The organism is Ruegeria sp. AP11 (assembly GCF_056535865.1).
The window spans coordinates 1072785-1091131 of the sequence record NZ_JBQFJB010000001.1 but is presented as its reverse complement, the minus strand read 5'-3'; the positions used below and the strand labels follow the sequence as shown (position 1 = coordinate 1091131).

Annotated in this window: 19 protein-coding genes and 1 tRNA gene; 8 read left to right on the top strand and 12 right to left on the bottom strand. The window is 59.7% G+C overall.

What is annotated here, in order from left to right; genetic code table 11:
* Positions 1 to 187: 187 nt before the first annotated feature.
* A complete protein-coding gene (locus ACR3E4_RS05690) occupies positions 188 to 1834 on the top strand; it encodes a N,N-dimethylformamidase beta subunit family domain-containing protein (protein ID WP_480534551.1) in 1647 nt (548 codons plus the stop codon).
* Positions 1835 to 2756: 922 nt separating this feature from the next.
* Here the strand turns inward: ACR3E4_RS05690 and ACR3E4_RS05685 are convergent.
* The 5 genes from ACR3E4_RS05685 to ACR3E4_RS05665 form a co-directional block, all read right to left on the bottom strand.
* Complete coding sequence (locus ACR3E4_RS05685; protein ID WP_480534554.1) at positions 2757 to 3830, bottom strand: MBOAT family O-acyltransferase; 1074 nt, start codon at positions 3828 to 3830, stop codon at positions 2757 to 2759.
* Positions 3831 to 4199: 369 nt separating this feature from the next.
* Positions 4200 to 5447, bottom strand: coding sequence for a sterol desaturase family protein (locus tag ACR3E4_RS05680; protein ID WP_480534556.1), 1248 nt, complete (start codon positions 5445 to 5447; stop codon positions 4200 to 4202).
* The gene (locus tag ACR3E4_RS05675; protein WP_480534558.1) at positions 5414 to 6769 is read right to left on the bottom strand and encodes a sensor histidine kinase; all 1356 of its coding nucleotides are present in this window, start codon (positions 6767 to 6769) and stop codon (positions 5414 to 5416) included. The genes ACR3E4_RS05680 and ACR3E4_RS05675 overlap by 34 nt, the downstream gene beginning before the upstream one ends.
* Positions 6766 to 7431, bottom strand: a complete 666-nt coding sequence (locus ACR3E4_RS05670; RefSeq protein WP_480534559.1) for a response regulator transcription factor — start codon at positions 7429 to 7431, stop codon at positions 6766 to 6768. Before ACR3E4_RS05670 ends, ACR3E4_RS05675 begins: the two co-directional genes overlap by 4 nt.
* The gene (locus ACR3E4_RS05665) at positions 7432 to 7689 is read right to left on the bottom strand and encodes a PepSY domain-containing protein (RefSeq protein ID WP_480534561.1); all 258 of its coding nucleotides are present in this window, start codon (positions 7687 to 7689) and stop codon (positions 7432 to 7434) included.
* Between ACR3E4_RS05665 and ACR3E4_RS05660 the strand changes: the two genes are divergently transcribed.
* A complete protein-coding gene (locus tag ACR3E4_RS05660; protein ID WP_480534563.1) occupies positions 7688 to 7969 on the top strand; it encodes a hypothetical protein in 282 nt (93 codons plus the stop codon). The genes ACR3E4_RS05665 and ACR3E4_RS05660 overlap by 2 nt on opposite strands.
* Positions 7970 to 8033: 64 nt before the next feature.
* On the opposite strand, the gene ACR3E4_RS05655 is transcribed toward ACR3E4_RS05660, so the two are convergent.
* Positions 8034 to 9275, bottom strand: coding sequence for a PqqD family protein (locus ACR3E4_RS05655; RefSeq protein ID WP_480534565.1), 1242 nt, complete (start codon positions 9273 to 9275; stop codon positions 8034 to 8036).
* Between the two features lie 94 nt (positions 9276 to 9369).
* On the opposite strand from ACR3E4_RS05655, the gene ACR3E4_RS05650 reads away from it, so the two are divergent.
* Together ACR3E4_RS05650 and ACR3E4_RS05645 are read left to right on the top strand one after the other, a co-directional pair.
* Positions 9370 to 9741 carry a hypothetical protein gene (locus ACR3E4_RS05650; protein ID WP_480567070.1) on the top strand — a complete coding sequence of 124 codons (372 nt, stop codon included), beginning with the start codon at positions 9370 to 9372 and terminating at the stop codon, positions 9739 to 9741.
* Between the two features lie 307 nt (positions 9742 to 10048).
* Positions 10049 to 10645, top strand: coding sequence for a hypothetical protein (locus tag ACR3E4_RS05645; RefSeq protein ID WP_480534568.1), 597 nt, complete (start codon positions 10049 to 10051; stop codon positions 10643 to 10645).
* Between the two features lie 84 nt (positions 10646 to 10729).
* On the opposite strand, the gene ACR3E4_RS05640 is transcribed toward ACR3E4_RS05645, so the two are convergent.
* Together ACR3E4_RS05640 and ACR3E4_RS05635 are read right to left on the bottom strand one after the other, a co-directional pair.
* Positions 10730 to 10805: transfer RNA gene (locus tag ACR3E4_RS05640), tRNA-Ala, on the bottom strand.
* 140 nt (positions 10806 to 10945) lie between these two features.
* On the bottom strand, positions 10946 to 11269 hold the full coding sequence (locus ACR3E4_RS05635; protein ID WP_480534570.1) for a TIGR02300 family protein: 324 nt from the start codon (positions 11267 to 11269) through the stop codon (positions 10946 to 10948).
* Positions 11270 to 11369: 100 nt separating this feature from the next.
* Between ACR3E4_RS05635 and ACR3E4_RS05630 the strand changes: the two genes are divergently transcribed.
* The 3 genes from ACR3E4_RS05630 to ACR3E4_RS05620 all read left to right on the top strand — a co-directional run bounded on the left by ACR3E4_RS05630 (position 11370) and on the right by ACR3E4_RS05620 (position 13983).
* The gene (locus tag ACR3E4_RS05630) at positions 11370 to 12062 is read left to right on the top strand and encodes a M48 family metallopeptidase (protein WP_480534572.1); all 693 of its coding nucleotides are present in this window, start codon (positions 11370 to 11372) and stop codon (positions 12060 to 12062) included.
* Between the two features lie 30 nt (positions 12063 to 12092).
* Entirely contained in the window at positions 12093 to 12740 is a 648-nt protein-coding gene (locus tag ACR3E4_RS05625; RefSeq protein ID WP_480534574.1) for a GntR family transcriptional regulator, read from the top strand.
* Between the two features lie 112 nt (positions 12741 to 12852).
* Complete coding sequence (locus ACR3E4_RS05620) at positions 12853 to 13983, top strand: lytic murein transglycosylase (RefSeq protein WP_480534576.1); 1131 nt, start codon at positions 12853 to 12855, stop codon at positions 13981 to 13983.
* Positions 13984 to 13986: 3 nt separating this feature from the next.
* On the opposite strand, the gene ACR3E4_RS05615 is transcribed toward ACR3E4_RS05620, so the two are convergent.
* The 3 genes from ACR3E4_RS05615 to ACR3E4_RS05605 form a co-directional block, all read right to left on the bottom strand.
* A complete protein-coding gene (locus tag ACR3E4_RS05615) occupies positions 13987 to 14949 on the bottom strand; it encodes an acetyl-CoA carboxylase carboxyltransferase subunit alpha (RefSeq protein ID WP_480534578.1) in 963 nt (320 codons plus the stop codon).
* 102 nt (positions 14950 to 15051) lie between these two features.
* Positions 15052 to 15735, bottom strand: coding sequence for a hypothetical protein (locus ACR3E4_RS05610; RefSeq protein ID WP_480534580.1), 684 nt, complete (start codon positions 15733 to 15735; stop codon positions 15052 to 15054).
* Between the two features lie 223 nt (positions 15736 to 15958).
* On the bottom strand, positions 15959 to 16552 hold the full coding sequence (locus ACR3E4_RS05605; protein WP_480534830.1) for a LysE family translocator: 594 nt from the start codon (positions 16550 to 16552) through the stop codon (positions 15959 to 15961).
* Between the two features lie 119 nt (positions 16553 to 16671).
* Between ACR3E4_RS05605 and ACR3E4_RS05600 the strand changes: the two genes are divergently transcribed.
* Entirely contained in the window at positions 16672 to 17250 is a 579-nt protein-coding gene (locus ACR3E4_RS05600) for a PA14 domain-containing protein (protein WP_480534582.1), read from the top strand.
* Between the two features lie 48 nt (positions 17251 to 17298).
* Here the strand turns inward: ACR3E4_RS05600 and ACR3E4_RS05595 are convergent, their stop codons facing one another.
* Complete coding sequence (locus ACR3E4_RS05595) at positions 17299 to 18261, bottom strand: L-malyl-CoA/beta-methylmalyl-CoA lyase (RefSeq protein WP_480534584.1); 963 nt, start codon at positions 18259 to 18261, stop codon at positions 17299 to 17301.
* Positions 18262 to 18347 lie beyond the last annotated feature (86 nt).

Genomic DNA, 18347 nt, shown 5'->3' with positions numbered 1-18347 from the left:
GTATAACCCCCCCGCGACATCGGGATGTCGCAGAGGAGAACGAAAGAAGCGCATTCAGGGTGAATTCCCAATCGCTCTTGCGTCAGGCAAAGGCGCGTTGCCATATGCTTGGAACAGAACGGATTGCGGTGCGAAAAGGGGTCGTTGATGACCAGTGAAAGCGCCGGAACGTCTACGGAGCGGCAGCATGAATAACGTGATTGACCCGGAACATGAAGGCGCTGGCCCCGCGATCACCCCACGCACCCGCGCCCGTGCGCGCCACATTCTGGATCACTATTATATCGGCCCGGCCAGAGATGATCGGGTGCTGGAGATCTGGGGGTATACCGACAGCTACACCTACCGCCCCGGAGACAGCGTTGAGCTGCGCGTCTCGACCACGGCCCGAACCTGGTCGCTTGAGGTTGGCCGGGATGGTGCAGATTATGTGCCGGTCCTGAGCGATACGGATCTGCAGGGGCAGCTTCAGGACACGCCGGAACAGTGCTCGGTGCAGGGGTGTGGGCGGGAGGTTTCGTATGCCTTTACCATTCCAGATGACTGGAAAGCGGGGGCCTATCTGATCACGCTGCGGGCTGAATGTCAGGGTGATTCCGTCGAAGAGCATCACCTGATCTTTGTCCGTCGGGCTGCCTCGGCGGACCGTGCCCCGATGGTGCTGGTCTGCGCAACCGGCACCTGGCTGGCCTATAATTGCTGGGTCGGGTCCAGCGCTTATGAGGGGATCGCGGGGCCGGACGGCAACGCCTTTTCGCCCGTTCTGTCGAACCAGAGGCCATGGACTCGCGGGTTTTGCAAGCTACCCGCAGGCGCACCCCGCGCCCTGACCGAACGGCCAAGCGACCCGGATGGCATGGTGCGTTATCCTTACATGGAATGGGCTTATGCCTATGGCTATTCCAAGAAATATGCCTCGGCCGGTTGGGCCAGCTATGAACGCCATTTCGCGCGCTGGGCGGAAGCGGAAGGATATGAGTTCGAGATTGTTACACAGCATGATCTGGAGCTAGAGCCGGACCTGCTGACGGGCCACCACTGCGCTGTATTCGTGGGACATGACGAATACTGGACCGCAAATATGCGCAACAGCGTTGACCGTTTTGTCGAAGGCGGAGGTCGAGTGGCGCGCTTTGCGGGCAACTTCCTTTGGCAGACCCGGATGGAGGATCAGGCGCAAACGCAGGTCTGCTATAAATACACGGCGAAAGACGCCGATCCCCTGATGTGTGGGGACGATGCACATCTGGTTACCGGCGCCTGGGATGCGGCTCCCGTCAATCGCCCCGGCGCGTGGACCTTCGGGGTGAACGGGCTGAAAGGCGTGTATGCCGGGCTCGGCAATTGCGTCGGTCAGGGCAGCGGCGGGTTCACGGTCTACCGGCCTGACCATTGGGCTTTGCAGGGGGCGCGGCTTGGATATGGCGACCAGTTGGGCGCTGAATCCCGGATATTTGGGTATGAGGTGGACGGGGTGGATTTCACTTTTGACGACGGTCTGCCGTTCCCGACGGGCCGGGATGGCACGGATAAATCGGTCGAGATCATCGCGCTTGGGATGGCCACAAATATCGAGGCTGATTTTTCCCATTGGGGCGAAACGCTCTACATCGGCAGCGCCGATGCCGAGTTTAAGGCGCGAGTCCTGTATGGTGAGCTGACGGCGAAGACACTGGACAAATCCAGCCGCGGCAACGGCGCGATCGTTTACTGGCAAAGCGGAGAAGGTGAGGTGTTTTGCGCCCGTACCTGCGAATGGGTCGCCGGGCTGATGCGACACGACCGTCAGGTCGAGGTCATCACCCGCAATGTCCTGAACCGGTTTTGCCGGTAGGTTGGTTCAAGTCGGCTCAATCCTCTGGCCGAAGCATGAGCGCAGCAAAGTTTTCGAAAAAACCTTGGCGCCTTTGGCGTTTAGATGATCGGTATCCCGGAAAAGATGTTGTTCGGAAATTGCTGAGCGTGCGTCAAAATAGCGGACACCGGTTCTTTGGGCTTCATCGCTGAAGAACTGAATTTGGTCTTCGGACGCTTCCCCGACCGCGTCCAGATAGGCATCGGATACCGGATAGCTGACCAAACAGACCTCTGCCCCTTTCGCCACAAGAGCATCAATCATTTCCGCGTATTCGATTTGCGCCCGTATAACCCGCGCCTGCGGGCCAGGTTGATGCGTGATGGCCCGTTTCCTGGCCTGCAGCACCTGTGCTCGGGGATCGAGGGCTGAGAAATTTCCGGGGGACAGCAAGGCCCCGTCCTGCGTCTGGATGATTTTGCTGTCGAGGCTAAATCCGTTCTCGACAAAGCGGACCCAATAGCCGGGCAGCCGCACCCGGTGACGCGTTTCCGTCATATGAAAACCCAGTGGTGAGGCAAGTTGGGCTGAAGCCTCGGGATAGGGTTCAAAGCCTTGGTTCAAGCGATAGGAGGCGAAGAAATGCGGATCCGCCTGAAGGATCACCCGGCCGGGCTGCAACTCGGCGAAATGGGTTTTGGCCTTCCAGGCCATGTGCGATATGCCCTCGGATGGAAACGCAAGGTTGACGAAGCCTTCACCCGCTACAAATCCGCGTGCCGTTCTGCTATCGCCAAAGGCAACGTCGGGACGATCCGTGGCCTCGAAGATCGAGACGTGATTTGCGTAATTGTCTTGTGGGAGGACCTGAAACCTCACCAGCGCTTCGCTGGCCAGGATCGCGAGCAACAGCGTGGCCGCGAAGAACGACACTATTCGCAGCACAGCCTTGTTGGCCATTTCAGAACTGGAAATAGATGAACGCATGGCTTCCGCTTGAATAGATGTGGGTAAGGGATAGGGCAGCGATGCACCCGCCGATGGCATACCAAACTGGAACCAGCGCCCTGATCGATTGTGACTGCAGCCTTTTTGAGATCTCGATTGAATTTGGTGCAAAAAACGCAAGAAGCATGGCCAGCAGGAGGGTAACCAGTTGCGGGTTCAACTCTTCGAAGATGGCCATGGACAGCGGGTTCACAGGTGTGGCGCTGACCATTGCCTGAAGCACCGCTTGGGCTTGACCAAGTGTTTCCGCGCGGAAAAACACCCAGGCAAACACGACCGCGGAAAACGTGAGTGCAAACCCGATGGCGGGAGTGAGTCTGGGCATGTTGTTCGCTCGCCAGAAATGAGCCACCGTCAGATAGGCCCCGTGCAGGCCGCCCCAGACAACGAACTGCCATCCCGCCCCATGCCACAGGCCACCGAGAAGCATCACGAGCCAGAGATTGGCGTAGCGCCTGAAAACGCCTTGCCGATTGCCGCCAAGCGGGATGTAGAGGTAGTCGCGCAGGAACCTCGACAAGGTGATGTGCCACCGTCGCCAGAACTCGATAATATCGGTCGATTTGTAGGGAGAGTTGAAATTGACCGGTAGCCTTAGTCCAAACAACAACCCCAGCCCCAACGCCATGTCGGCGTAGCCTGAGAAGTCAAAGTAGATCTGGAAAGTATAGCACAGCATTCCGAACCAGGCTTCGGCGAAACTCAGCTCTACTCCCAAAGCCTGGGCTTCGAACATGGCATCGGCACCGGGGGCCAATCCGTCAGCGATTAGAACTTTCTTGGCCAGTCCCATACAGAACAGGATCAACCCTGACGCGATATCTTCGGCCTTGAAAGCGGCAAAACGAGACTGCGACAGCTGAGGGATCATGTCGCCGTGATGCACAATGGGTCCGGCGATGAGTTGGGGAAAGAAGGCGACAAAAAACAGATATTCCAGCGCGTCGCCCGGCTTGGCTTTGCCCTGGTGGATATCAACCAGATAAGCGATCTGCTGGAAGGTGAAAAAGGAAATGCCCAGGGGCAACAGAACCTCGGGTATGCCCAGCCCGTTTCCGGATATCGCGCGGGCGATATCGTCGAAAAACCCCGCATATTTATACCAGCCCAAAAGCACGAGGTTGAACGCAATTCCTGATCCCGTAAGCAGCCTTGACGGTTTGGCCGCGATCTTCCGGGCCAGAATAAAATTCACGCAAACCGAACCCAGAAGCAGCAGCAGGAACGGCGGATGATACCAGCCATAAAAGACCAAAGAGCCAATGGCCAAGGTTGCCAGGGCACCGCGCAACCCAAACAGGCGGCTGATCGCAAAGGTGGCGATCAGAACTGCCGGTAGAAATCCGACCAGGAATGGGATTGACGCGAAAAGCATGGTGTGGATGCCCCTCGCGATTTATTCGGCGGCGACCCGATTTCGGGTCTCGCGTTTCCGCAGCCGCCGCCAGATCTTCACGATTGGTGTGATGTAGACACCCCGAAGCGAACGGAACTGTTCCATGTCGTGATCTTCGATACCAAACTCCACGCGCTCGTCCTTTTGTGGCAGATAGAGCGTTCCGAACAGGGCGTCCCAGAACGAGAAGATGTGGCCGAAATTGGTGTCAAAGTGCTCGGGCGATTTACTGTGGTGAACCTGATGTTGTGCGGGGGATATGAAGATCCTGTTCCAGAAATCTCCATAGCTGATCCAGACATGTGTATGCCTCAGATTGTACCCGGCCATGCGCCACACCCAAATGCCGAAAAGAGTGCCAAAAATCGTGAAGGGCATTGGGCTTTGACCGAAGGCAAATACCCAAACGGCGATACCTGTTCCGGTCACAGCCGCGCTTACCAATGAGCCGAAAACGGCTTCAATTGGATGGCGGCGCATTGCGGTGACAGGTGTCATCACCTCGGCCGAATGATGGACCTTGTGCAGTTCCCACAGAATTGGGACCCGGTGTTTTAGATAATGCGCCCACGACGCGCCGAAATCCCACAGCAGAACCAGCATCACCGAATAGCAGATCCGGCCCAGAAGACCGGTTTCGACATTGCCGCCTTCGAGGCCCACCACATTTGCCAGACCCAATACCAGTTCGGATACCAGCGCGGGGCTGAAAATGACGGTGGCCGTCATCCAAAAAAGAGCACCCTGATTGATCAGGAATACCCAATAATCCATCATGGCGGATCCATGAAGAAATACGTTCCGGGGAAATAGCATCGCCAGAATACGCCGGGGTGCCGGCAGCCCTCCGCTCCGTTTGCGAACACGTACGACGATGACGACAAAGGCGAGCAGGAACGCAATCAGAAGCGGCCCGATGCTGAGAAAATGACCTGAATTGAACAATACACCGCCGGTGTTGTGCCACATATTGGCGATCGTGCTTTCAATGAATTCCATGCCTGTTTCTTTCTGACGACAACGTAATGCCATATTCTTTGCCAATATTTGGGGCATCAATGAGGCATGATTGGCGTGATTGATTGTCAAAGTGGAAACTATCTTGAGTTCAGGCCCGAGCATTGTTCTCGAAAAGTGACTTTGAGCTGACCGCCCCCTCCGCGCGGCGGATTCTCCCAAAACGAGGACTGGGGAATGATAGTGCGGAGATTTGATCAGGCAGGGTCCGTAAGGTCGGACAAAGGCCATGTCAGGCGCACTTCCAAGCCTCCAAGCGTGGACCGATCCAGCGTCAGGGTGCAGCCATGGGCCCGTGCCATGCGTCGGGCGATGCTCAGCCCAAGACCGGCACCCGGTTGTTCCGGATCAAGCCGGGCTCCGCGTTCGAGCACTATGTCGCGTTCTGACTTTGGGATGCCGGGGCCATCGTCCTCGATGGTCAACATTGCGGAAGCGCCATCTTGCCTGCCCCGTATGGCGATCCTGCTCTCCGACCATTTTACGGCATTGTCCAAGAGATTGCCCAGAAGCTCGGTCAGGTCGAACTCGTCGAACGGCAGGTGAAGGGAAGTGGGCACGTCGATATCCCACCGGATATGCTCGGCACCGGGTTGGCGGCCAAGTGTGCGGTGCAGACGCGCCACGATTGCACTGGCGTCCGAGCGTTGCCGGACCTGCTGGCTGTCGCGGCTCGATGCCAGCTCACGTTCGACGATGTGCTGTATGGCAGTGATTTCCGTTATCAGGTCGTCGGCCAGACCATCCTGCCCGGACTTGCGCATTTTACGCTCGATCCCGTGCATGATCGTCAGAGGTGTCTTCAGTCCATGGGCCAGGTTGCCCGCGCGTGATCGTGCTCGTACCAACGCCGCGGCATTGGCATCGAGCAATTGGTTCACCTCGTCGACAAGCGGCAGGACTTCGGTGGGATAGTCCGAAGACAGTCGCCCGTCCTGTGATCGCGAGACACCGCTGACTTCGGATCGGACCTTCTGCAGCGGCTTCAGCCCCAACCGGACCTGAATCCAGCTTGCAACCAGCAGAAACAGGCCCAACACCGCAAGCCAAATGATTGAGTTCATCGTAAACCGGGACACCGAGACATCCAGATCCGCCCGGTCGATGGCTACCGCCAGAAAGACCTCGCGGCGCGATTCAACTTCGCCCAGGGTTATTACCCAGCTTGCGACCGCCACGGCCTCATCCGCGTTGATCGTGACATCTGCAAAGGTGATCACCCCCGGTGCCTGCGGGCGCATCAGCGTCAGCGGAGCGGACCAGAACGACGGCGACAGGAGTGGTTCGCCATCATCGATCTGAACCTGCCAGTAATACCCTGAAACAGGCTGTTCGAACCGGGGGTCCGAAATGGGTGCGACCTCGATGTCGCCCTCGGCGTTCACGCCGACATTGCCGCTCAGTACGGTCAGAAATGTCTCCAGTTCCTCACGGGAACGATGTTCGAAATAAAGCCGGAACAGGATGTTGAAGACGATAGCCGTCGCCGCCAGCGCCAGAGTCGTGGCCAGCGCAGCCGCCAGCAACAGGCGCAGGCCCAGCGACATCTTCATGTTTCGTCCTCGGCGATAATATATCCGAACCCCCGGCGCGTTTCGATGACGCCTCCGCCGATCTTGCGGCGCAGGCGGCCCACAAGAACTTCAATCGCATTGCTGTCGGGTTCCTGGTCGCGATAGTAGATACTTTCGAGCAGTTCCTCGTGGGTTACCACCCGCCCGCGATGATGCATCAGGTAGTTCAGCAGCCGGTATTCCAGAGGTGTGACCTTCAGAGGCAGCCCGTCGATCGAAACCCGCATCTGTCGCAGATCGAGCCTGAGCGCCCCGGACTCGAGTGTCGTGGCCTTCTGCCCGCCTGAGCGACGCATCACTGCGCGCAGGCGGGCGACGAGTTCTTCCATCTGAAACGGCTTGCCCAGATAATCGTCGGCGCCCGCGTCGATACCTTCGACGCGTTCGTTCCAGTTTGCGCGCGCTGTCAGCAGGATGACGGGCAGGTCAAGCCCCTCGCTGCGCCAATTGCGCAACACCGACAGGCCGTCGCGCTTGGGCAGGCCGATGTCCAGAATCGCGGCGGCGTAGCTTTCGGTACTGCCCAGAAACCAGCCTTCTTCGCCATCGCGGGCAATCTCGGGGATCAGCCCCTCGCCTTCAAGGACATCAGCGATCAGTTCGGCGATCTTGTGTTCATCTTCTACGATCAGAATACGCATCTAACACGCCCGTACGTTCAGGATCAGGCTCGAGCCCGCATCGACTGTGACTGAAACCACCGCCCCTTTCGGGTCAACGATCAGCACCTGGAATATTGGCCTGCCGCGATTGTCGGAAAATCCGACCTGTAACAATCTGCCCGGATGTCGGGCCTGAACTTTGCCAAGAACTTCCTGTAATGGTCGTGCATCGCCGCGCGCGATGGCGCGTTGCGCACGTTTATAATCCTGACGTGAAATCTGGGCGCCACCCGACATGGATGAGCGGCGGCAGGTACCCGGCCCGCTTGGCCCGCTTGGCCGGTTTGAGGCGCCGCTCTGGCGCAAGGAACCAGACTGCGACGGGCCACTTGGCCGGCTGGCACCGGACGACCCCGATGCACCGCTGGACCCTGAAGCACCGCTCGCGCCCGATGATCCGCTGGACCCTGACGATCCGCTGGAGCCAGATGAGCCGCTAGACCCTGATGATCCGCTGGCAGCCGAGCCCGCCGACGCTTGTGTCTGGCTTATCCCTAGCAGTGCGGGCGCTATGTAGGCTGCTGCGGCGCCCATGCCCAGGCGGGCCAGCGCCGCCCTGCGGGATATGCGTTTTGCCCGGCTCATTGGGCAATGACACCCTCCGTTGCGGGGCTGATCAGATGGGCATTGGCCAGATCACGCATCAGCCGGTCACAATCTGAAAAAATCTGTTCGGGTGCGACATCTGGAAAGGCCGCTGTCAGGATGTCCACGATCTCAGCCAGATCGGTGGGCTCTTCCAGCAGCCCCCAGATCGCAGATGACATGGGATTCAGCCGGAAGATGCCAATCCCATCCTGATCGGCCAGAAAGCGGTCTTCTCCGGCCTGGGTCTGCGTCACGTCAGGGACCTGTAAATAGCGTTTTTCGGGCAGGAATTCCCCGGCCTCCCGCTCCACGAGATCCAGCGGAGCCTGCCGGGCGTCCTGCATGACGTCGGTAATCCGGGCAACCGGAAGGGCGGCAAGGTCGGGATGGGACGCGAGATAATCCGCCGCTTCTTCGGCGCTGTGATAACTGAGGCGATAGATTGGCAAGTGCCGTGAAAGCAATTCGATCGAGTTGAGAATTGCGCCCGCATGGCGGGTGCGTGCGAAATTTTGGGTGATGAGACCGGCAAGCGCGTCTTCTTGCGCGATCGCGTTCAGTTCGGGGCGGATCGGAGTGTCGCGGCGATCCAGTACGACCACCGCACCCAGTGGAAGCTGCGCGCCCCAGGGTGCGACCGGCAGGTCCTCAAGATATTTGTATTGACGGTTTGAAGGTCCCTTGTTGTCGGCAACCCATGTGTGAAAGGCCCTGCTGAACCCCTCTGGCAAGGGCAGGCGGAGGCGCGGCAGAACCCCGTTTGCGATGCCGACGCATTCGCGGGTGACATCATCAACCCGTATAGGCAAAAAATCGTCTGTGTAGAGCGGCAATCCCTGGCGCGCCAGAGCGATGGCGAGCGTACTCTTTCCCGCCCGCCGGGCATTGGGGAACACCACCAGACGCCCCCCGAAATCAATCGCAGCAGTATGCAGGCAGAGCAGGCGGGGATCAGAGCGCAATCGCTCCCATGCCATTTCGGCCACAACATCGCACAGCGCGTTTACCTCGTTCCAGATCCGGGGCGAGTCGGGCGCGTCCGCGCAAGTCACTTCCCATCGTTTCTTTGGGGCAGCGCGTATCGTCACGAATGCCTCCAGGTCAGATTTGGCGGGCTCTATCTGGTGCGGCCATGCCGTCAGGATTGTCGACATCATCGCCGCGATCGTTGAGCGCCCTTCAAGCGCGATCGGATGGTCTAACCCCTCAAAATGCACATGCTGCGTTTCAGTCACGTTCCGTTCCCAGGTTGCCGGCTTTCATGCTAGCGAATTTCCCCCATGCTTCAACGCAATCCGGCCCGCCCGTTTGTCATACCCGGGCAGGCCGATGGTCGCGCAAGGCAAACTTCGATCAGCTTGTCAGCTGCACACCGAAACCCCGTCGCCACGGTCGACAACTGTTCCGCCGCCGCCCTCGCATTCCGCACGTGTGATCGTTTTCGGTCTGCTGGCTCCACTGGCCACCGAGGCTGCGCTGGCTACCGAGGCTGTGCTGGCCTTTGATGCTGCGCTGGCCTTTGATGGTGCGCTTCCCGCGCTGGCCCCGCTGGATCCCGACGCGCCCGAACCGCCGCTTGAGCCGCTCGAACGGCCGCCGGATGCGCCGCCCGAACCACCACCCGAGCCCCCTCCGGAGCCGCCGCTTGAGCCCGATGAGGCATGTGCCATAGAAAGCGGGGTCAGCGCGGGTACCGTGTAGGCTGCCAGGGCCAGCCCGCCAATCCTGGTCAGTGCTTTGCGTCGGGAGAGCGTTTTTTCTGTTTTCTCAGTCATTTGCTCGTTCCTTCATTCATTGTTCCCGGCATGCCTGAAGCACGCCTCAGGTTTCTGGTAGCACATCGGGTCTTTCAACAGCGTGAAGGTAAGTGTCAGCGTTTTGTCAGGTTTCGGAGTGATGCGCATCGCCGTATTGCGAGTGTTGCCGTGAACGTACTGCATTCTATCGTATGTTGGGCAATGACCTTGAGCTATTACAATACCTGCTACCAGAATGCGTGGCAGCGGTGATGGATAAACCCAAACTGCCAGAGACCGCACCAGAGCTCTTTGCTGGGCGCGCTGATGGTCGCGGGGAAATCATCCCCTTGCGTAATACGACGGTGTTGCGCAAGCGCATCCAGGCATTTCGCTCAGATAGACGTTGGTCTGGAAACAACGCTTGGGTAAGAGCGAACGATCTGCCGGTGTCTGCGCTCAAAGGTCGTGCCAAAAAAGTTGCAGGCGGGATTATGTACGGCGACGTATTGATCCGCGGCGCGTTCTTTGTTCGGCTAAGTGGGCGCAAGAAGATCATGGTTCGTCATGGTAAGGGGAACTGGGCGATTGGCGAAGCTGCCATTCACGTTGGTGACCGGGTGATGAGTTTCCTTGAGGACAATGTGTGTGCGCAGTTCGCCGTAGTTCATGCCCGATTGTTCTATGTGCTTTGTTATTGTGTCGCCGCACACTGCAAGACGTCGTGCCAGAGTACCAGCCTCTTTAGGGCATCTTGTACGCAAAGACACCCGAAGGGTCCTACGCGTGGTGCTTGGTCTGTTGTGCGGATTTGGCCTTGTGTCGGGCAGTGGCCAACGGCAGTAGTATATACCATGTCGGGGCAGTGAGAGATACGCATGCAGCTTCATTTTGTGTCACACCTGTGTGTCACACCGCTCTAATGATTGCTATCTAGTTGTATTGTTAGGTTTTGGTGGAGCCTAGGGGAGTCGAACCCCTGACCTCTTGCATGCCATGCAAGCGCTCTCCCAACTGAGCTAAGGCCCCATGCAGGTACCGCCTTGGCGGTGGACGGACGTTTATGAGACGCCGCCGATGAGTTCAAGCCCAAAAAACGGAATCGATGAAAAAGTTTCGCTCGATCCCGCAGGGCTGGGACGAGGCGGCGCGGGCCGCCTCGGGTCCTGTCAGTTTTCGTCTTCCGAGGACATGTCCTTGATGTCGTCCAGCGAAACGTTGTCGCCTTCGTCATCATCGTCCAGCAGATCGTCGTCCAGTTCGACATCGACATTGTCGTCATCGTCCAGAACGATATCGTCATCCGACGACGCTTCGCGCGCCTTGACCGAAGCGGCATCTTCCGCGTCAGCAGCGATCATCCGGCTCTTGCCGGTGTCCAGTTCCACGACCTCGCCTGTATAGGGGCTGACGATCGGGTCCTTGTTCAGGTCGTAAAAGCGTTTGCCGGTGGTCGGGCAGACACGCTTTACGCCCCATTCTTCCTTGGGCATATCAAATCCCCTTGATATCAGGTGAATCTCATCAATGATTCAGGTCACCTGCCACATGCGGCAGGCACTGTCAAAGCCTTTGCGCGAAGGAGATCGGCCCATGGGGCGACATGCTTTGCCGGGAACGCCCCCGGTGCCGCTGACATTGCGCAAATCAGCGCGGGCGCGGCGCATCAGTTTGCGGATTTCCCAACTGGACGGGCGGGTTACGCTGACCTACCCAACAGGGGTTGCCGAGCAAGAGGCGCTGAATTTCGCGCAGCAGAAAGAGGACTGGATTCGGGGACATCTGCAGGATCGTCCCGAGGCGGCGATGGTGCACTTCGGGCAATCTATCCCCATCGAAGGTGTCGAGCGGCGAATCGTTCCGGCCCCGGGCCGCCGGGTCGCGCTGAGTGATGCCGAAATCGCCGTGCCCGAAGGGGCCGAGGCGCGCCGTCTTGCCCGTTTTCTGAAAGAGCTGGCCCGCGACCGGCTGACCGAAGCCTGCGATGATTATGCCGCGGTGCTGGGGCGGTCGTACAGCACGCTGACCCTGCGCGATACGCGCTCGCGCTGGGGGTCGTGCAGTTCGGCGGGCGGGCTCATGTTCTCGTGGCGTCTGATCCTGGCGCCGCCCGATATTCTGCATTACGTCGCCGCGCATGAAGTGGCGCATCTGGCTGAAATGAACCACTCACCCGCGTTCTGGGCGCAGGTCGAGCGGATCTATGGCCCCTGTAAACAGCAGCGGCGGTGGTTGCGCGACCATGGAACGCATCTGCACCGCTATCGGTTCGAGGCCAGCGGTTGACCTGAGCGGGATTTGTGATCACATAAACCCATGCTGACCACACGCACCGCCGACTCTCACACCGCCACCCATGATCGCGTCTATCGCGCGCTCCGATCCCGTATCATGCACGGTGAGATCGCGCCGGGGCAGGCGCTGACCTTGCGTGGGATCGGCAAAGAGTTTGGCGTGTCGATGACCCCGGCGCGTGAAACCGTGCGGCGGCTGGCGGCAGAGGGGGCGTTGTCGCTGTCCACATCGGGCCGCGTGTCCACGCCTGAACTGACCAGTGACCGCATCGAAGAACTGGCCGCCCTGCGCGCGCTGATCGAGGTGGAACTGGCCAGCCGGGCTTTGCCCCGGGCGCATATGGCGCTGATCGACCGGTTGCAGAGCATCAACATGAATGTGGCCGAGATGGTCACCAAACGGGATGCGGTAGGCTATATCCGCTCGAATCTGGAATTTCACCGCACGCTTTATCTGCGCGCGCAGGCCCCGGCGATGCTGGCGATTGCGGAAACCGTCTGGTTGCAGCTCGGCCCGACGATGCGCGCCCTCTATGGGCGGTTACGGCGCACCGAGCCGCCGCATTACCACCGCCTGATCATCGCCGCCCTCAAGGCCGGGGACGAGCCGGGGTTGCGGCTGGCCGTGCGCTCGGACGTAACCCAAGGGCTGCGTCTGCTGGTGACCTGAGCGGCTTTTTGCCCATCGGCCTAACCCGCTGATTTTAGCCGCGGCTCTTCTGGTCTGAGCATCCGCGCTGGGTTATCCTGACTGCAAATCACAACAAGAGCAGATTTCAGTCATGATCAATCGTCGAAACTTTTCAATGGGGCTTGGGGCAAGCCTTCTGGCCGCCTGTTCCACGGGCACCGCGCCAAGATCGGCCCCGGCAAGCCGTATGCGCGCCGTGCCGAACGCAGGCTGGGATGCCTGGGTCGCCAGCTTCAGGAACCGCGCCGCGTCTCAGGGCATTTCGCAAAGCACACTGAACCGGGCGTTTCAGGGTGCGGGCTATCTGCCCGACGTCATCGAACGCGACCGCAATCAGGTCGAATTCAAGCGCTCGCTAGAGGATTATCTGGCCATTGCCGCCTCGGACGAACGGATCAGCACCGGCAAGCAGATGCTGGTGCGCCATGCGGGAACCCTGTCGCAGATCGAGGCCAAGTATGGGGTCGACAAAGAGATCGTCGTCGCCGTCTGGGGACTGGAAAGCCGCTATGGTGCGCGGCGCGGTGACGTGCCGGTGATCTCGGCGACATCAACGCTGGCCTATGACGGGCGGCGCGGTGCGTTCTTCGAAAAGCAACTGGTGGCCGCGCTGAGGATTATTCAGGAGGGCGACACCACGCCCGCCAACATGACCGGCAGCTGGGCGGGCGCCATGGGCCATACGCAGTTCATCCCGACCTCGTACCTTGCCTATGCGGTGGATTTCACTGGCGATGGTCGCCGCGATATCTGGTCGGAGGATCCGGCGGATTCGCTGGCTTCGACCGCCGCCTATCTGGCGCGCGCCGGCTGGGTGCGCGGCCAGCCCTGGGGCGGAGAGGCTGGCACCGTATCCGGCACGCCGGTGGCCGTATTGCAGCCGCAGACACCCGGCCCGCGCATCGCTGTGTTCCGCAATTTTCAGGTGATCAAGCGGTACAACAACTCGGACAGCTACGCGATCGGTGTGGGCCATCTGTCCGACCGGATTGCAGGTGGCGCACCGTTTCAGGCCTCGTTCGGGCCGGATGAAAACGGGCTGACGCTGGAGGATCGCAAGGAATTGCAACGCCGTCTGACCGCATCCGGGTACGACACGCAGGGCGCAGACGGGGTGATCGGCAAGAACTCCGAGGCTGCGATCAGCGGCTATCAGCGCGCCAACGGTCTGCCGGTCACCGGCAAGCCATCGGTCGATCTGCTGCGGCGTCTGGGCGGCTGACGCTTACGCCGCCAGCCCCTTCGATCCGATATCCAGAAATTTCTGACGGCGGTCCTTGATAAGGGCCGCCGAATCTCTGCCGTCCAGCTCTTTCAGCATGGTAGCGATGGCTTCGCGCACGGCTTCCACGGCTGCAGGACGGTCGCGATGCGCACCGCCTTTGGGCTCGGTGATGATGTGATCGCAGACGCCCAGCTTGTGCAGGTCCTGCGCCGTCAGACGCAGCGCCTCGGCCGCCTCGCGCATCTTCTCGGCATCCTTCCACAGGATCGAGGCGCAGCCTTCGGGCGAAATCACCGAATAGACCGAATGTTCCAGCATTGCCACGCGGTTCGCCGTGGCAAAGGCCACCGCACCGCCCGACCCGCCTTCGCCGATGATGACCGAGACCAGAGGTACTCCGATCTTCAGGCACATCTCGGTCGAGCGCGCGATGGCTTCGGACTGGCCGCGTTCCTCGGCGCCTTTGCCGGGATAGGCCCCGGCGGTGTCGATCAGGGTGATCACCGGCAGGCCAAAGCGCCCGGCCATCTCCATCAGACGCACGGCCTTGCGATACCCTTCGGGGCGGGCCATGCCGAAATTGCGCTCGATCCGCGATTTGGTGTCGCTGCCCTTTTCATGTCCGATCACCATCACCGGCTGATCGTCGAATCGTGCCAGACCGCCGATCACTGCCAGATCGTCGGCAAAGTTCCGGTCACCGGCCAGCGGTGTGAACTCGGTGAACAGCGCATCGACATAATCGTTGCAATGAGGCCGTTCCGGGTGACGCGCCACCTGGCATTTGCGCCACGGTGTCAGATCCTTGTACAGCTCGTCCAGCAGCTTGGCGGCCTTGGCATCCAGCGCGGCGGCCTCTTCGCTCACATCCATCTCTTCGTTGGCGCGGGCCAGCGCGCGCAATTCCTCGGCCTTGCCTTCGATTTCGGCCAGCGGTTTTTCGAAATCCAGATACTGGGTCATGACGCCTCTCAACGCGGAAGTTCCACGCTATATGACCTTGCCTTCAGAGGAATGCAACAGAAGGCGCATGCGGGCCCGGAAACGCGCCCGCATATGAATGGATCATTTGGCCGGGATATAACTGGACGGCAGACCATCCTCATCGGCATTGACCATATAGTACTGGTTTTCACCCGTGTCCCAGACCAGGAACGCGTCGGCATCCGCCGGTTTCGTCTGCTCACCCCAGGGGGCCTGAATGGTCAGTTCCCGATCGGTGGCATAGCCCAGATCCGAAACGCGCAGCATTTCGACCGGTGTCGTCTTCAATGCCCCGACCAGACCCGGCGCGTTGGTCTCGAACATCGCCTGAACGTCTGGGGCCAGTGCGAGACGTTCGATCAGTCGCGCGTTTTTGGCTGCAACCTCGTCCAGTGGTACCAGCTCGTAGGCCTCACCAAACGTGTCTTTGCCGATGATATAGAAATCAGGGCCATCCTTGCGGAATTGCAGCGCAATGATCGAACCGGTGTTTTCGGCCAGATAGCTTTGGTCATACCCGGTGGCATCGACCGAACCCAGATTTTCGCGAATGGCATCGGGGATATCGTCGAACTTATCGCTGCTCAGCGCCCATCCAAGGATCGGTCGATCCTTGATATAGGTCTCGGCCGGGGGGCTGTTCTGGGCGACGCGCTCGGCGATCATGTCCTGCGTTTGGACATTTGTATCCTGCGCCAAAGCGGGCGTTACCGTCAGGATAGACATAAGAAGAATGTGGCGAACTAAGCTAAAGAGTTTGGGCATATCGATCCTCGCTTCGGGTGCGTGATGCACCCGTTCGGTTTGCAGCCTGTAGCACCAGTATACCATGTTTGTTTCATCGCGCCGGGTGAATTCGGCAAGATTTGCGGGGCGTGGGTGTACAGAATCGGCGGCGCGGAAGACAAGGAAGGATGCCGGATGACCACCAGCGAAGAAGAGCGCGTTCGGCGTGTGCTGAATGGGATCGGTCTGCCTCTGAGCGGACTCAGGGCCACAGCACCGGATAAAGCGACGCAACCAGCAGCCCCGCCATCATCCAGTTGAACACCAGCAACCGGCGCGGATTTGTCAGCAGCCGCGCCATCTGCTGGCCCAGAACGGTCCAGACGCTGACCGAAGGCAGGTTCACCGCGCCAAATATCAGCGCGACAACGGAAATCGCTGCCAAGGTGTGGCCGGGCGTATAGGCGGTGGTTGCGGTCAGGGCCATAGCCCAAGCCTTTGGATTGACCCATTGAAAGGCGGCCGCCTGCAGGAATGTCATTGGCCTGCCCGCGGCCTTTCCGCCCTGCGCCGGGGCGGCATGGGCGATCTTCCATGCCAGATACAGCAGATACAGAACCGACGCGATTTTGAGCAGCGTGTAGCTGACCGGAAACCGGTTGAAGACCTGCACCAGCCCGGCCCCGACCAGCAGCACCATGAAAGTGAACCCAAGTCCGATCCCCAGCATATGAGGTATCGTGCGGCGAAAACCGAAATTGGCGCCCGATGCCATCAGCATCAGGTTGTTGGGTCCCGGCGTGATCGACGAGACGAAGGCGAACGCAATCAGAGCCAGCAGGATGTCGTAAGTCATGAGCGCCCGAGGTTTGAATTGTGAAGCATAACCACCTTGCCCGGTGAAATTTCGCGCCATAGTGTTGATCCCAACAGGACGCTGATCGCGAGAATCGGCGCGAACTCAGGGAGAATACCATGGCTTTACTACGGATAGGAGCGCTTGTCGCCGCGTTGGCGTTGATCGCCGGTGGCAGCCTTGCTGCGCCGTTGAAACTGCAACCCGCCAATCCGCAACCAAGCCCGAAGGCGGGGTTGAACGTCAAGTACTTTGGTACAGGCAATCAGCATAAGAAGATCCGCGATCTGAGCCAGGCAAAAAGCCTGCTGTCCAAAGCGCAGCCCGGAGAACCGTTGCGGGGATTGGATTACAGTGACACCTACAAGGGTGAAGATGTCATGACGTCCGACGAGGCTTATAACGTTGCTGCCGAGATCACGGGGTATATGCGTTTCGATTCACCCGGTATTTATGAACTCGAAACTTGGTCGAATGACGGGATAGAAGCGTGGGTTGGCGGTCAGCAGATTGGCCGCGTCAGCGGAATACAAGGTTGCGAAGCCAATCAACGCACGGAAGTCGAAGTGCCAAAGGCTGGCTGGTACCCGTTGAAGATCATATATTTTCAAAAGCTGGGCACCTCTTGCCTGATGATGAAATCAGGAAAGCAAGGCGAAAAGTTTACCTGGACACCCAACAACGCATTTGGCCGCTGATCGGTTCCCATAATCCAAAGGAGGCGCCCTTTCGGGCGCCGCTCTTTTTTAGCCTCCGGCTGCGATCAGCTCGGACTGTGCCACGATCACTTCGGCCTGTTTGATCGAGGCGATGTCGACCAAACGACCCTTGTAGACGGTTGCGCCTTCGCCGTTGGCTTTGGCCTGCTCCATCGCTGCAAGGATTTCGCGCGCCTCGGCGACGGCCTCGTCCGATGGGGTGAAGACCTGATTGGCCAATGCGATCTGTTTCGGATGGATGGCCCATTTGCCGACCATGCCCAGCGTCGCCGAACGTCTGGCTTGCGCGATATAGCCCTCATCGTCCGAGAAGTCGCCAAACGGTCCGTCCACTGGCAACACGCCATGGGTGCGGCAGGCGGCGACGATGGCGGCCTGTGCCCAGTGCCAGGGGTCGGACCAGTGTTTCTGGCCTTCGCGCAGCATGTAATAGTTTTCCTGCGTGCCGCCGATGCCGGTGGTCTGCATACCCATCGAGGCGGCGAAATCCGCGGCCCCGAGGCTCATTGCCTGCAGGCGCGGAGAGGATGCGGCGATTTCTTCCACATGGGCGAGGCCTGCGGCGGATTCGATGATCACCTCGAACGAGATGGGTTTGGCCCGGCCCTTGGCGCGTTCAATCGCGGTGACCAGTGCGTCCACCGCATAGACATCCGCCGCGCAGCCCACCTTGGGGATCATGATCTGATCCAACCGGTCGCCTGCCTGTTCCAGCACGTCCACCACGTCGCGGTACCAGTAGGGTGTATCCAGCCCGTTGATGCGGACGGACATGTACTTGTTGCCCCAGTCCACGGTGTTCAGCGCCTCGATGACATTGGCGCGGGCCGTGTCCTTGTCAGAAGGAGCCACTGAATCCTCGAGGTCGAGATTGATGACATCCGCCGCCGATGCCGCCATTTTCGGGAACAGTTTCGTGTTCGAGCCGGGGCCGAACAGCTGGCAACGGTTGGGCCGCGCCGGGGCGGCAGGTTGGATGCGGAAACTCATCTGGACCTCGCGTGGGTAATGAAGTTGCGTTCTTTGCTGGCAATGGGATATTAAATTGCGCCTGGGCGCGCAAGCGGGATTGTGCA

Coding starts and splice junctions, on each gene's coding strand:
- ACR3E4_RS05690 (WP_480534551.1), top strand. CDS start 188: ATGAATAACGTGATTGACCCGGAACATGAAGGCGCTGGCCCCGCGATC.
- ACR3E4_RS05680 (WP_480534556.1), bottom strand. CDS start 5,447: ATGGCCTTTGTCCGACCTTACGGACCCTGCCTGATCAAATCTCCGCAC.
- ACR3E4_RS05675 (WP_480534558.1), bottom strand. CDS start 6,769: ATGAAGATGTCGCTGGGCCTGCGCCTGTTGCTGGCGGCTGCGCTGGCC.
- ACR3E4_RS05670 (WP_480534559.1), bottom strand. CDS start 7,431: ATGCGTATTCTGATCGTAGAAGATGAACACAAGATCGCCGAACTGATC.
- ACR3E4_RS05660 (WP_480534563.1), top strand. CDS start 7,688: ATGGATGAGCGGCGGCAGGTACCCGGCCCGCTTGGCCCGCTTGGCCGG.
- ACR3E4_RS05665 (WP_480534561.1), bottom strand. CDS start 7,689: ATGTCGGGTGGCGCCCAGATTTCACGTCAGGATTATAAACGTGCGCAA.
- ACR3E4_RS05650 (WP_480567070.1), top strand. CDS start 9,370: ATGGTCGCGCAAGGCAAACTTCGATCAGCTTGTCAGCTGCACACCGAA.
- ACR3E4_RS05645 (WP_480534568.1), top strand. CDS start 10,049: ATGGATAAACCCAAACTGCCAGAGACCGCACCAGAGCTCTTTGCTGGG.
- ACR3E4_RS05635 (WP_480534570.1), bottom strand. CDS start 11,269: ATGCCCAAGGAAGAATGGGGCGTAAAGCGTGTCTGCCCGACCACCGGC.
- ACR3E4_RS05630 (WP_480534572.1), top strand. CDS start 11,370: ATGGGGCGACATGCTTTGCCGGGAACGCCCCCGGTGCCGCTGACATTG.
- ACR3E4_RS05625 (WP_480534574.1), top strand. CDS start 12,093: ATGCTGACCACACGCACCGCCGACTCTCACACCGCCACCCATGATCGC.
- ACR3E4_RS05620 (WP_480534576.1), top strand. CDS start 12,853: ATGATCAATCGTCGAAACTTTTCAATGGGGCTTGGGGCAAGCCTTCTG.
- ACR3E4_RS05615 (WP_480534578.1), bottom strand. CDS start 14,949: ATGACCCAGTATCTGGATTTCGAAAAACCGCTGGCCGAAATCGAAGGC.
- ACR3E4_RS05610 (WP_480534580.1), bottom strand. CDS start 15,735: ATGCCCAAACTCTTTAGCTTAGTTCGCCACATTCTTCTTATGTCTATC.
- ACR3E4_RS05605 (WP_480534830.1), bottom strand. CDS start 16,552: ATGACTTACGACATCCTGCTGGCTCTGATTGCGTTCGCCTTCGTCTCG.
- ACR3E4_RS05600 (WP_480534582.1), top strand. CDS start 16,672: ATGGCTTTACTACGGATAGGAGCGCTTGTCGCCGCGTTGGCGTTGATC.
- ACR3E4_RS05595 (WP_480534584.1), bottom strand. CDS start 18,261: ATGAGTTTCCGCATCCAACCTGCCGCCCCGGCGCGGCCCAACCGTTGC.